Here is a 13,624-nt window from a genome sequence, read left to right on the forward strand (position 1 = left end):
TTCTTCCCTATTTTGTCTTGTTAAATCAGTGCTGGGCATCTTAGTATGAAGATCGTCAAGCAAATGTGAAGAAATGAATAAACCTATGAAAGTATTAATTGTTGATGATAATCATGATGTTATTGAAACAATCATGGATTATTTAACCCTAGAGGGTATTATTGCCGACTGTGCATATCACGGGGAAAGTGCAATCAATTTAATTCAACAAAACCATTACGATGTCATCATAATGGATATTATGATGCCTAAATTAGACGGTATTAATACGGTCAAAAAACTGCGTGAAGAAATTTATTGTAATACACCGATTATATTTTTAACCGCCAAAGATAGTCTGCAGGATAAAATTGATTCTTTTACATCAGGTGGGGATGATTTTTTAAATAAACCTTTCGCGATGGAAGAATTATGCTTACGACTACATTCACTGCATAATCGTGGCCCACGTTTAGATGTGGGTATTTTGCGCTTCAGTGATATCAGTTTAAATTTGCAAACCCACCAAGTTACCCGTGCTGGTAAAGAAATTAAGCTCAGTAAAATTCAGCGCACCATTCTTTCACTGTTACTAAAACATGCGCCCGCTATCGTGAGTAAAGAGCAATTGGTAGATACAGTATGGGGAGATGATGCTCCTTCGAGTGACTCACTTCGCAGCCACATATACAGCTTACGCAGTGCACTCGATAAAGGTTTTTCAGACTCAAAATTAGAGACTATCCATGGCCAAGGTTACCGACTTATCCCCTGAGCATTTTCCGAGTTTATATAAAAAAATACGCCTCACTTTTTTAGTATTAACTAGCTTGATGTTTGCCATTTTTTGGAGCCTCATTTATATCGCCGAAGAACAAATTGAGAAGATTAGCCTCGAGCAAACGCTGGCCACAGAGACTCGCGAATATCTAAAGAATTATCAAAGGTTTGGTGATAAAGCACAGCTCCCCGATATCAATGAATTGAAAACATATTGGAGCAAAGAGTTTGTACCAGCTTGGCTGCAACCTTATCAAAATACCGGATTTTACGAACATCAACTGGGTGACGAAGATAAACACTTTTTGATATCCGCTCATCCTTCTGGGCAAGGGCTGCTGTATGTGGTTTATAAGGATGACGCGGACGATTTCCTTGATAGCTATGAAGATAGAATGCACATTTTGATCTCTATTATGGGGATCGGTTTGCTCCTGTTTATCATGGCGTATGGATTGTATTTTGTACGTCTGCTATCCAGTCCACTCGCTGAGATTGAAAATAAAATCAATCAACTATCACCAAAAAGACCGACATCAACACCGAGTACTTCATACCGTGAAACCCGCCAGATTGAGCAAACCCTATTAAGCAACAAAGCTAAAATTGCCGCCTACTTCACTCGAGAACAAGAATTTAGCCGTTTTGCCTCCCATGAACTACGCACGCCCATTATGGTGATCCAAGGTTCGGTAGAATTGCTCAAAAAAATCCCCAATGCGACAACCGAGGCTCAACAATTAATGGTCAAAAAAGCCATTACACGTATTGATTACGCAGGGCATCAAATGAAAACGCTCACCGAGGCCTTTTTACTTCTCGGAAAAGAAGACATTGAATCCCAGCACTACAGCCAAATTGATTTAGCACCACGCCTTGAACACATTTTAGCTGAAATGGCGCAGCATTTTGCCAAGCAAGAAATCACCTACAGCTTAACGCTTAAAGATTGCTTGAGCATCAAGGCGCCACTGAGCTTTATTGACATAGTGATAGGTAATTTAATTAAAAATGCTTTCAATTACAGTGCCGGAAACATTGAAATTACGATGCAAAGCAACCAATTATGGATACTGAATCCACTAAGCACTCAAAGTACTGATACATCAGGCTATGGCTGCGGATTAATTATTATTGAACGTATTTGCGAGCGAATGGGCTGGGCATTTTCAACCCAAAACGATGGTGCTAGCTATCAGGCTTATGTTCAGTTTATAGATAATGCCCATTAACCGAAGTTAGCTTGGATAAATGACCTCGTTTTAGCAAATTCTGAGTTGCAAACCCAATCTTCACAACCGCTTCACGCTTGTCTTGGCACTATGCTCGCAACACTGTAATAGCCATTGAGGCTGAGTTACATAAAACCATAGAAAGGACAAACAGATGAATAAAATGACTCTTACCGTTTTCGCAGTGGCACTTTCATTCACGACTATGGCCAGCCAAGCAGGCTTTCAACCTACAACGGGTGAACCTCAAATACAGGGTGGCTTCCAAGGGCCGAGCGCAAGACAAGTGATTCATGATGTGGTGAGCGCGCTCAATGCCAGTGATGACGCCCAAATTGAGTTAACGGGCCATATCATTTCTTCCATTGGACACGATGATTATATTTTCCGTGACGCTACGGGTGATATTAAGGTCGAAATTGATGATGATTTATGGCGCGGCAACACAGTAACACCTGAGACTCAGGTCATTATTCGTGGTGAAGTGGATAAAGATTGGTCTGAAGTGACCATAGATGCAGACAACATTCAAATCGTACAATAAATTGATTTAGTTAAAGCCAGCCAATCAATGGCTGGCTTTGGTCACATCCAAACTTCATGTCTTAAATACGCTTAGATAGCGGCCAAAACAACTTCAGCTTTACTGGCTTCAAAAGCCTTTGGCTCTTCTACATTCAGTAGAGTCACTACACCATTATCGATGATCATGGCATAACGTTGTGAACGCACGCCACCAAAACCGGCAGTATCCATCTCTAAACCTAAGGCTTTAGTAAAGCTGGCATCGCCATCGGCTAACATCATTAATTCAGAGGCATTTTGTGCTTCGCCCCACGCTTTCATCACAAAGGCATCGTTCACAGCAACACAGGCAATCAAATCCACGCCTTTCGCTTTAAATTGATCGGCTAACACCACATAGCCAGGTAAATGCGCTTCAGAACACGTTGGAGTAAAAGCACCTGGCACTGCAAACAATACGACTTTTTTACCCGCGAACAATTCGGTAACTTGGTGATTCACCATGCCATCTTTAGTCAGTTGACCTAATGTGGCCGCGGGTAATGTTTGACCTTGAGCAATCATGTCTTTCTCCATTTAGTTAAAATAACTCATCCATACTAGCCCTATTTACCGCAGATAAACACCGAGAGAAATAAGGGCGATTAGACTCGAGTTCGATTCAACCGCAGCCCCGCACACAAACTAAGACATAACAAACCTAATACTGAGAAGGCGCCGCCACTTTCCTCAACAACGATAATGTCGGGCTCTCTGTCTCGATCGCTACTCTCCAATGGCAGCGCATACAAACTATCGGTTTCATCGGCGCTAATGGTCGCAACAATATCGCTGTAACCCACTTCATACACATCAATCAACACATCATAGTGATCCGTCGCATAACCCGTGTAGAGCGTGGTCAACACTTCGTAATCGTCCTGTGTCGAATCGCCGTAAATGGTAAATACGTCTGTGGTGTAGTAATGCACCCAAGGGCCACCATCACGACTGAGATAAAGCTCGGCAAATAAATCAGCTCTTTCATTAAGATATGCACCATTGACATCAACGTCGAAGGTCACGCTAAACGTTTGATAAAACCCATCGTAATCAAAGTCTTCAAACAAACGACTGCTGGCATCAAAAATCGAAAAGCTGTGATACACAGGTGCGCGGTAGGGATCTTCACTGGTCGCGCTCGAACTCGGAATCCCTTGGCTCGCATGTTTCGCTGTTACTTGCTCACGCGTCATAGGCGAGGCGCCCATTAGTTGCACGCGGTTTGCCGTCGGCGCTTTGGATGATAAGGCTGGCGCCAAGGATTTCACGGCCGCAGCGGCGACTTCAGTGACATTTTTTGCGGGCGCGGCTTGTTGTAACAAAGCTAAGGCTTGTTGTTCCTGCTCGGCAGCTTGCTCGCTATTTTCTGCTTTTTTGGCAATACCAACGCTGGCTGCAGTAAATGGCGTTAAGCCTTGCGATGACTCCAGTTCGCGGGGCTGAGCGCTAGCGGCAGATGACGCTAAAAACAACGCAGCAATAGCCGTTGCCATAAATAGCTTAATATTAACTGTGGCTGCCATATCTTGCTTATTGAGTGTGTTCATCTTGAATATCCTATGGATAACCCGTTCAAATTGGAGCTATTAAAGTGCAATGAAGGTGAACATAAGCTGAACATCAATGCCCACTGTTCTCAGCCAAAAGATACGTTCAGCCCGAGTTCATCTGGAATGGGTAACACTCACAAAACTTAAACGATACAAGCGCGAGCATAGGGATAGACTCGCCAACAGAACTTCAGTTCTGTCACGAATAACAAAATAACTGCCAGAGTTAATTTTGAAGGAATTGTGCCAACCAATTGGCTGATCTCTATGTGTTTGTTAAGGTGATGAGGTATTCTTAGTCGACTCGATAAGTTATCCATCTCACTCATTAACTTAAGATCGCTGAACATTGCGGGTACCCGATATGAAACTTGGTTTGACCTTGGCCCTAATCACTTGCTTATCAGCCTCCTTTGGTTGCATAGCAGGTAATGATAGACATGATGATCGCAATCAGCCTCGTAACCAAGGTGCGAAGAATGAGCAGCGTCGTCTAGCGGTCAATAGCCCTGATCAAGCGGTGGCAATGGCGCAACGACAATTTCAAGGCAAAGTATTGAGCGTACAATCCAGCGGATCGGGATATCGTATTAAAATCCTCAATAATGATGGCCAAGTATTTTCTGTTTCAGTAGATGCCGCAACGGGCCGAGTCTCGAGGAACTAACGATGCGATTGTTACTAGTTGAAGATGATATAGAACTACAGACTAACTTAAAGCAACATCTCCTCGATGCCCATTACAGTATCGATGTGGCGAGTGATGGTGAAGAAGGCTTATTTCAAGCGCTCGAATACAACTATGATGCAGCAATTATCGATGTAGGTTTACCTAAACTCGATGGTATCGCCTTGATCCGTAGCGTGCGTGAACAAAAACGCGACTTTCCTATCCTGATTTTAACCGCAAGGGACAGTTGGCAAGATAAGGTTGAAGGACTCGATGCCGGTGCCGACGACTATCTGACGAAACCTTTCCATCCCCAAGAACTCATCGCACGACTAAAAGCCCTGATCCGTCGCTCCGCCGGTAAGGCCAGCCCCCTGATCTACAACGGCCCCTTTAGCCTTAACACCAGCAGTCTAGAAGTACGTAAAGGCGAAGAACTGGTTAATCTCAGTGGTTCTGAATACAAGCTATTCGAATTTTTTATGTTGCATCAAGGCGAAGTCAAATCAAAAACTGTACTCACAGAGCATATTTACGATCAGGATTTTGATTTAGATTCTAACGTCATCGAAGTCTTTATCCGCCGGTTACGCAAAAAACTCGACCCAGATAATCAATACAACTTAATTGAAACTCTGCGCGGCCAAGGTTATCGCCTAAAAGCGTTAACGTCCGGGCAAGCAGCCGATGAGTAAACGCGCCATGGCGTGGCAAGTGTTGAACTCCCTAAAAGCACGCTTAGTTGCCAGCGCGCTATTATTTATCTTAGTGTTATTACCCTTGATCGGCGTTGCCTTAAACGATGCCTTTACTGAACAAGTTAAAAGCGCAACCAAGAATGAACTCAGTGCCTATGTCTATTCGATTCTCGCGGTGACTGAAGTCGAAAACAAACAAATCTCCATCCCAGAGTTAGTGTTAGAGAATCGTTTTAACCTCATTCAATCAGGACTGTATGCCATTGCAACCACTGAAGACGCCAGCGGCAAACAAGATATAGTGTGGCACTCGCAATCTTTTATGGGGATTACGCCACCGCCACATTTTACCATCCCAGCCACGGGTCAAAGCGCATTTGAGCAAATCGAGCTCGCCGATCAACTCCATTTGATTTATAGCTTTAGTGTCAGTTTTGCCAGCCAAAATCAAAACGTGCCTGTGACAATCCACATCATTAAAGACGAGCGAGAATTTCAGCAGCAAATTGATCAGTTTAATCAACAGCTTTGGACTTGGCTGCTGATCTTAATGTTAGTCATGTTAGTGTTTCAATTGAGTTGGTTACTGTGGACGTTGCGACCTTTAGCACGCTTTACCCAAGAGTTACATTCCGTCGAGCAAGGTAAGTCGATGCAGCTAAGTAGCCAGTACCCCACTGAATTACAAGCGGTTGCTCGGCAGCTTAATATTTTGCTCAATACCGAACAAACCCAACGAAAACGCTATCGTAATGCCTTGGCCGACCTAGCCCATAGCCTCAAAACACCACTGGCGGTGATCAAGAGTCAGGCCGACTTAAGCGAATCCTCCAGTGAGCAAGTATCAGTGATCAGCCGGATCATTGGCCACCAGCTAAAACGCGCCCAAACCGCAGCGGCGGCCTCGTGGCATTTAGGTATTCGTGTCGATGAAGTCGCCGCTAAGTTATTACGCACGTTAGCTAAAATTTATCGAGAGCCACAAATCAATCTCAGCGGCGAGATGGTAGAACACGCAGTATTCAAGGGGGATGAAGCAGATCTGACTGAAATTCTAGGCAATTTACTCGACAACGCCTGTAAAGCCGCGAAGTCTACGGTGACATTAACGGTCACAGGCGATGCCTATCAACTGCTAATCTGTATCGAAGATGATGGCCCAGGGATCAGTGAAGCCCTGCAAAATCAAATCTTTGAACGTGGTATTCGCGCAGACTCCTACCTTCAAGGTAATGGTATTGGGCTTGCTATCGTGCGCGATTTAGTCGACAGCTATAACGGCAGAATTTCTGTCTCTCGTTCAGAAACCTTAGGTGGTGCCAAATTTAGCATCAGCTTTGCACACTCAGTTTAAGTCTTTATTTTCAATGCGATAGATTTATTACTTCTCTTAAAACTTGGCTATAAATAAATATTTAACCGCAAAACACTTTCAGCTTATGTTCATATTCACACGCCTAATATGCCCATAACATCCTCGAACAGGATTATTGGAGCAAACCATGAACAGACTACATCGATGGAATTGGCTAGTGTTAACGGCGGCATTAGTGGCCTTGCCTTTCACTACCACAGCACAGGCTGCGGGCATATCTGCGAGCCAAGGATCGAGCACAGCGGCAAGCCAAGCCGAACTCGAACAAATGCTGGCGCCTATTGCCCTGTATCCCGATAGCTTATTGACCCACATACTTATCGCTTCAACTTATCCACTCGAATTAGTGCAGGCGCAGCGTTGGTTAACCCAACGCCCCAAATCATCGATCGACCAAATTATGTCGCAAGCCGAAGATCAGGACTGGGACCCGAGCGTCAAAGCCTTGCTGGCCTTCCCGACTCTGCTGCAAAAAATGAGTGAAGATCTCGAATGGACTCAAAGACTCGGTGAAGCCTTCTTAGAAGATGAAGGCCAAGTGATGAACAGCATTCAGTCCCTAAGACAACAGGCTGATAAAGCGAATAGCTTAGCGGACATGGATAACATGGCAATTACCCGCGCCAACAATCAGATCATCATAGAACCCGCTAAGCGAGAAATCGTCTACGTCCCCTATTACGATCCACGCGTGGTTTACGGCACATGGCGTTGGGGAGTGGCTTATCCACCCGTATATTGGGAATTTGGCGGCTATGCTGGCTATCCCTATCGTCCGAGTCATAACCATTTCTACTGGTCACCGGGCATCCATATTTCCTTTAACTACTTCTTCAGTTCGTTCCACTGGCACAACCATAAAGTGGTGGTGATCGACTATCGCCATTCACACCGATATCGCCCACGGGAAAGATACAGTGTTAGCCATGGCGCACAACCTTGGAAACATAAACCCGAACATAGACGCGGTGTGAGTTATCACAATCCAGTGGTGAAACAACGCTATTACAATGATGATAAATATCGCGGCAGAGATTCACACTCAAGCGGCAGTAAACAGCACTTCAATAGCCAATATTCGAAGTCTAAAGAACGCCAAGATACCCATAGTAATCTGGGTAATATGAGTAATCAGGGCAATAAAAGTCGTGATAATAAAGACTATCACAACGTCAGCCGTGAACGTGATAACCGCGCGCCGAGTTATCAGAAAACGCAAGCCGAGTTAAAGGAGCGTCGCGCAGCGACTATGGTACAAACACCAACCCACAAGGAGCGTAATGACATGCAATCAAGACCCGTGCAGTCAAAGCCAATGCCATCAAAGGAGCCTCAGCAAAGGCAATATCAAACTCGGGAGTCACAGCCGCGTAATGTCGATCAACAAAGGGCACAGTCACAAAGGCAAGAAAAACCAAGAACTATGACCCCAAGAGTTGAAACGCCACGACCTGAAACAAGACGTACAGAGCCACAACGGATTGAACAACCAAGACAAGCGGCGCCTAGACAACGCGAAGAAGTGAGAGTGAGACAAAGTGAGCCACGCCAAAATGCGCAAACCGCTCGCTCGGTAGAACATAACCAAGGTCGATCAACTCAAAGCCAAGAACGTCGTCATAGGGAATAACAAGATATAAACTGAAAACGAGTGCCCAGAAGACTCACCCTCTTACTGGGCATTTTTATGGATTATTTATCTGTAACATCACCTCACAAAGGCAACTTCCTCCAGAATTAATATCCTAAATATATCTCATATTCCAAAATGAACTACAAATAACAATTTTAATAACCAAATTTGTAGATATAGTCAGAGTGCGAGTCAAACTGGCTTCATCCGGTCGTCATTTGGCTCTCTTATCAACTCACATCTTGGAGGATGAAATATGGCAACCTTATTAATTGTGCCAGGGTTTGGTGGTAGCGGCCCTTTACATTGGCAAAGTTGGATTGCACAAAAATATGAATTAGCTATATGGGTCAATGAATTACCACTATTGGAGCCTAAGATTCATATCTGGGCCAATGCCATTTGCCGCGTAATCGATCAAATCGAAGGTGAAATCCTCATCCTCGCCCACAGTTTTGGCTGTTTAGCGACAAGCCTTGCCATCGCTCATCGTCCACAACGGGTAGCAGCAGCTATTTTAGTCGCGCCAGCATCACCGGCACGATTTTCTGAGAATGGACACATTCTGCCTGAACACGATGGCACTCAAACGATCAAACACTTGTTGCCAAAACATCCCTTAGGTGTCGCAGGGCTTGTCATTGCCAGTGAAAACGATCCTTGGATGCCCTTTAATCAAGCTGCAAAACTGGCAAAGAAATTTGGATTCCCAACAATCAACTTAGGGTTAAGTGGCCACATTAATGTCGATTCCGGACATGGACAGTGGCCCCTCATTGATGTGCTTATTAGTAATCTTATCTATCAAATAGAAAGTGCAACTCAGAGCCAGTCTAACGATCTCGTAAACTCAAACACACAAAAGACACAAAAGACACAAAAGACACAAAAGACACAAAAGACACACTTATTACATAAAAGAATATCAAATTGCAAAATGTAACTTTTTAGTTATCAATATTTGATTATAATTCCAATTACGTTGTCAAAAACCACTTACATGAGGACTTATATGGCAACCAAAGAAGATCTACAAACCGTGATCCCCTTGCTCGTCAATAGTTTAGAAAAACTACTGGGTAGAATTGAGTTTGGGACAGTGGAATTAACCTTTCACCATGGGAAATTAGTGCAATTAGAAAAGAAAGAAAAAATTCGTTTAGACCAAGTTACGCCGTCGAAATAAAAACGAAATTTACCACCCAATCAACACAGTTAGACCACATCGCTGACCGGTCAACCGGAAGCCTTATTAAATAATATGAGGATTTCGGTATGAATATTTTATCTCACCTACAAAAAGCAACACTCACCTTAGTTTTGGCCTCGGCTAGTTTTCTCGCACTCGCTGAAGATACGCTATTGAATGTTTCCTATGATCCAACCCGTGAATTCTATCGGGAATATAACCAACTCTTCAGCCAATATTGGCAAAAACAAGGCCATAAAGCCCCAACCATACGTCAATCTCACGGTGGTTCAGGCTCGCAAGCTCGCTCAGTTATTGATGGATTAGAAGCGGATGTTGTCACTCTGGCACTGGCCTATGACGTTGATGCATTAAGGCAAAAAGCGGATTTAATTCCTGAAAATTGGCAAAGTCGCCTGCCACACAATAGCTCGCCCTATACCTCAACCATAGTCCTATTGGTTCGCAAAGGAAATCCCAAAAATATCCATGACTGGAATGACTTAGTTCGTGAAGGTGTAGAAGTCATTACCCCAAATCCTAAAACTTCAGGCGGGGCGCGCTGGAACTATCTCGCCGCTTGGGGTTATGCACTGAAGCAATACGGCTCAGAAGAAAAAGCGTTAGAGTTTGTCACTCAGATTTATAAAAACGTACCTGTGCTGGACTCAGGCGCCCGTGGCGCAACCAATACCTTTGTACAGCGTAACATTGGCGATGTGTTCATCGCTTGGGAAAATGAAGCCATATTATCTGTTGAGCAGTTAGGAAAAGGTGAATTTGAAATTATTGTTCCAAGTGTCAGTATTCTTGCTGAGCCACCAGTGACAGTGGTAGATAAAAATGTCGATCGCAAAGGGACACGTAAGTTAGCAGAAGCTTACCTAGCACATCTCTATACTGATGAAGCACAACACCTAGCTGCAAAACACTTTTATCGCCCGACAAACCCAGACATTGCGTTGCAATACAAAGACAAGTTTCCACAACTGACGCTCTTTACCATTGATGAGGTTTTTGGTGGCTGGAACAAAGCACAAAAAACTCATTTTAATGATGGTGGTCAATTCGATTCTATTTTAACCAAGATTAGCAAGTAATCTTTTACGCGGTTTCATTAATACGAAACCGCCCATTGGTTTCACTTATCTCGCGACGGAATAATGATATGAGCAAGGTTGTCATAAAATCTGTGCTACCTGGATTTGGTATTACCTTAGGCTTCTCAGTTTTATATTTAAGTTTGCTATTTCTTATTCCTGTAGCCGGATTAGTTCTGTTTACGCTGCAAATGAGTTGGGCTGACTTTTGGGTCGCAATTAGTCATCCTCAGGTTGTAGCCTCATACAAGCTGTCATTTACGGCGTCTTTTATTGGCGCCAGCATTAATGCCATTTTTGGGACTCTCGTCGCTTGGGTGTTAGTACGTTATCAATTTTTTGGTAAAAAAGTCGTCGATGCTTTAGTTGATCTGCCTTTTGCCTTACCGACGGCTGTCGCAGGTATCGCGCTCGTAACGCTTTATTCAACGACCGGGTGGGTAGGTCAATATTTACATTTATGGGGCATTAAAGTCGCCTACAGTCAAATTGGTGTTGTGATCGCCTTAACTTACATTGGATTGCCCTTTGTCGTGCGAACAGTGCAACCGGTTTTAGCAGACTTTTCAAAGGAACTTGAAGAAGCCTCAGCATCCCTCGGTGCTAATCGATTAACCACCATAAGAAGAGTGATCCTACCTGCGGTATTACCTGCATTATTAACGGGTTACGCCTTAGCCTTTGCACGTGCAGTAGGCGAATATGGTTCCGTCATTTTTATCTCGGGCAATTTGCCCTATCGCACCGAAATTACTCCGCTACTGATAGTGTCCAAAGCTGAGCAATATGACTATAACGGCGCTGCGGCTATCGGCGTGGTCATGCTCGCAGCAGCTTTCCTCTTATTGTTATTAATTAATAGCCTACAATGGTGGGCGGGTAAAAGAGGTTAAGTCTATGGGCCAAATATTGACTGTAAATCATCAAGCTACCACTGAGGCACCTTGGATAAAGTGGAGTTTAATCGGGATCGCATTAAGCTTTCTCGCACTGTTTCTGGTTTTGCCATTAGCGGTTGTGCTCTACGGCGCCTTCGAAGCGGGTCTCAAGGTCTGGTGGCAAGCCGTGACCGATCCCGATGCGCTCGCTTCCATTCGCCTCACCTTGTTAGTGTTAATTATTGTTGTACCCACTAATGCTATTTTTGGTGTCGCCATCGCTTGGGCCATTGCTAAATTTGAGTTTAGAGGCAAAACCATACTGATCTCGATAATCGATATGCCCTTCGCCATTTCACCCGTCGTGGTCGGGCTGATTTTTGTGATCCTCTTCGGTGCCCAAGGCTGGTTTGGGCCTTGGCTTGCTGCCCATGATTTAAAAGTGATTTTTGCCGTTCCGGGCATAGTCATTGTCATCATGTTCGGCACTTTACCCTTTATTGCCCGTGAACTCATCCCACTGATGCAGCAACAGGGCAAAGATGAAGAAGAGGCCTCACTCACCCTAGGTGCCAGTGGTTTAAAGACCTTTTGGTACGTCACGTTACCAAATATTAAGTGGGGCTTACTCTACGGCGTGATCCTGTGTAATGCCCGTGCTATGGGCGAGTTTGGTGCGGTAGCAGTGGTCTCTGGGCGCATTCGCGGTGAGACCAATACTATGCCGCTACACATAGAAGTGCTTTATAACGAATACATGTTTACGGCCGCGTTTGCCGTGTCATCCCTGCTCACAGGTTTAGCACTGGTCACTATAGTGCTGAAAAGCCTCGTGGAGTGGAAAGATGAGCGCAAACATCAAATTAACTAAACGCAACGTCCTTGGGAACAGAGCATTATGAGCATACACATTCAACAAGTTAATAAGCGTTTTAGTGATTTTGTTGCCGTAGACTCGGTCAATTTAGAGATCAAAACCGGAGAGCTGACGGCCCTTTTAGGCCCATCCGGCTCAGGCAAAACAACTTTACTCAGGATTATTGCCGGACTCGAACAGGCCGACAGTGGCATAGTCAGATTTAATGGCGAAGACATTACCACACAGCATGTGAGTGAACGCGGTGTCGGTTTTGTATTCCAACATTACGCCCTATTTAAACATATGACTGTATTCGAAAATGTCGCCTATGGACTCACAGTCAGACCACGAAAAACACGTCCGAGTAAGGCAGACATTGCCGATAAGGTGCATTCATTACTCAAACTCGTCCAATTAGATTGGACTGCTAATCGCTATCCATCACAACTTTCAGGCGGTCAAAGGCAACGCATCGCACTCGCCCGCGCGCTTGCGGTCGAACCTAAGGTTCTACTGTTAGACGAACCCTTTGGCGCGCTCGATGCAAAAGTGCGCGCAGAATTACGCCGCTGGTTAAGACGCTTACACGATGAGATTAATGTCACTACCGTATTTGTGACCCATGATCAGGAAGAAGCACTCGAAGTCGCAGACAAAATCGTGGTGATGAATCAAGGCCGTATCGAGCAGCAAGGTACGCCAGAAGAAGTCTATGATAATCCAAGCAATCCTTTTGTGTACGAGTTTCTTGGCAATGTGAACCTATTTCATGCCCGAGTAAAACAAGGGCATAGCACTATAGGCAATATTCACATTCCCTCACCTGAGCACACGATTAACGAAGAGCAACAAGGCTTAGCCTATGTGCGCCCACACGAAATCGAAGTACTGACACAACCAACTGAAAATGCCCTTAAAGTCAGTTTAGACTTAGTGACCATAGTTGGCCCAGCAGTGAGATTAGAAGTCCTAACTGAGCTAGATAACCAACTGATCCATGTTGAATTATCTAAAGTGCAATTTAAACAGCTTGGCATAAACAAAGGTGATAGCGCTTGGATCCAGCCGCGCTATACCAAAGTCTTTTTAGGGGAAGGTATTTAGCCACTCACCG

15 protein-coding genes are annotated in these 13,624 nt (G+C 44.5%); 13 read left to right on the forward strand and 2 right to left on the reverse strand.

Annotation, left to right across the window (positions count from 1 at the left end):
- Positions 1-73: 73 nt before the first annotated feature.
- From HQQ92_RS21665 to HQQ92_RS21675, 3 genes are all read left to right on the forward strand, one after another.
- A complete protein-coding gene (locus tag HQQ92_RS21665) occupies positions 74-754 on the forward strand; it encodes a response regulator transcription factor (RefSeq protein ID WP_254306347.1) in 681 nt (226 codons plus the stop codon).
- Positions 726-1,991, forward strand: a complete 1,266-nt coding sequence (locus HQQ92_RS21670) for a HAMP domain-containing sensor histidine kinase (RefSeq protein ID WP_131525517.1) — start codon at positions 726-728, stop codon at positions 1,989-1,991. The genes HQQ92_RS21665 and HQQ92_RS21670 overlap by 29 nt, the downstream gene beginning before the upstream one ends.
- A gap of 154 nt (positions 1,992-2,145) precedes the next feature.
- Positions 2,146-2,535, forward strand: coding sequence for a YgiW/YdeI family stress tolerance OB fold protein (locus HQQ92_RS21675; protein WP_173248313.1), 390 nt, complete (start codon positions 2,146-2,148; stop codon positions 2,533-2,535).
- A 71-nt stretch (positions 2,536-2,606) separates the two neighbouring features.
- Here HQQ92_RS21675 and HQQ92_RS21680 read toward each other — a convergent pair whose 3' ends face one another.
- Positions 2,607-3,080, reverse strand: coding sequence for a peroxiredoxin (locus tag HQQ92_RS21680; RefSeq protein ID WP_113940228.1), 474 nt, complete (start codon positions 3,078-3,080; stop codon positions 2,607-2,609).
- A gap of 80 nt (positions 3,081-3,160) precedes the next feature.
- The gene (locus tag HQQ92_RS21685) at positions 3,161-4,105 is read right to left on the reverse strand and encodes a choice-of-anchor H family protein (protein WP_173248315.1); all 945 of its coding nucleotides are present in this window, start codon (positions 4,103-4,105) and stop codon (positions 3,161-3,163) included.
- Between the two features lie 367 nt (positions 4,106-4,472).
- Between HQQ92_RS21685 and HQQ92_RS21690 the strand changes: the two genes are divergently transcribed.
- The 10 genes from HQQ92_RS21690 to HQQ92_RS21735 all read left to right on the forward strand — a co-directional run bounded on the left by HQQ92_RS21690 (position 4,473) and on the right by HQQ92_RS21735 (position 13,614).
- On the forward strand, positions 4,473-4,775 hold the full coding sequence (locus tag HQQ92_RS21690; RefSeq protein WP_105250671.1) for a PepSY domain-containing protein: 303 nt from the start codon (positions 4,473-4,475) through the stop codon (positions 4,773-4,775).
- 2 nt (positions 4,776-4,777) lie between these two features.
- Entirely contained in the window at positions 4,778-5,473 is a 696-nt protein-coding gene (locus HQQ92_RS21695) for a response regulator transcription factor (protein WP_105250672.1), read from the forward strand.
- On the forward strand, positions 5,466-6,830 hold the full coding sequence (locus tag HQQ92_RS21700; protein ID WP_105250673.1) for an ATP-binding protein: 1,365 nt from the start codon (positions 5,466-5,468) through the stop codon (positions 6,828-6,830). Before HQQ92_RS21695 ends, HQQ92_RS21700 begins: the two co-directional genes overlap by 8 nt.
- A 148-nt stretch (positions 6,831-6,978) precedes the next feature.
- Positions 6,979-8,481 (forward strand): DUF3300 domain-containing protein, encoded by a 1,503-nt coding sequence (locus HQQ92_RS21705; protein WP_173248317.1) that lies wholly within the window; start codon positions 6,979-6,981, stop codon positions 8,479-8,481.
- A 259-nt stretch (positions 8,482-8,740) separates the two neighbouring features.
- Entirely contained in the window at positions 8,741-9,427 is a 687-nt protein-coding gene (locus HQQ92_RS21710) for an alpha/beta hydrolase (RefSeq protein WP_173248319.1), read from the forward strand.
- A gap of 69 nt (positions 9,428-9,496) precedes the next feature.
- On the forward strand, positions 9,497-9,670 hold the full coding sequence (locus HQQ92_RS21715) for a YezD family protein (protein ID WP_011790691.1): 174 nt from the start codon (positions 9,497-9,499) through the stop codon (positions 9,668-9,670).
- Between the two features lie 89 nt (positions 9,671-9,759).
- A complete protein-coding gene (locus tag HQQ92_RS21720; protein ID WP_173248321.1) occupies positions 9,760-10,773 on the forward strand; it encodes a sulfate ABC transporter substrate-binding protein in 1,014 nt (337 codons plus the stop codon).
- Positions 10,774-10,841: 68 nt separating this feature from the next.
- Positions 10,842-11,666, forward strand: coding sequence for a sulfate ABC transporter permease subunit CysT (cysT, locus tag HQQ92_RS21725; RefSeq protein WP_173248323.1), 825 nt, complete (start codon positions 10,842-10,844; stop codon positions 11,664-11,666).
- A gap of 4 nt (positions 11,667-11,670) precedes the next feature.
- Positions 11,671-12,522 carry a sulfate ABC transporter permease subunit CysW gene (gene cysW / locus HQQ92_RS21730; RefSeq protein WP_173248325.1) on the forward strand — a complete coding sequence of 284 codons (852 nt, stop codon included), beginning with the start codon at positions 11,671-11,673 and terminating at the stop codon, positions 12,520-12,522.
- A gap of 27 nt (positions 12,523-12,549) precedes the next feature.
- Positions 12,550-13,614, forward strand: coding sequence for a sulfate/molybdate ABC transporter ATP-binding protein (locus HQQ92_RS21735; protein WP_173248327.1), 1,065 nt, complete (start codon positions 12,550-12,552; stop codon positions 13,612-13,614).
- Positions 13,615-13,624: the final 10 nt, after the last annotated feature.

Origin of the sequence: Shewanella sp. DC2-4, assembly GCF_013248875.1 — a bacterium.
Classification (GTDB): Bacteria; Pseudomonadota; Gammaproteobacteria; order Enterobacterales; family Shewanellaceae; genus Shewanella; species Shewanella oncorhynchi.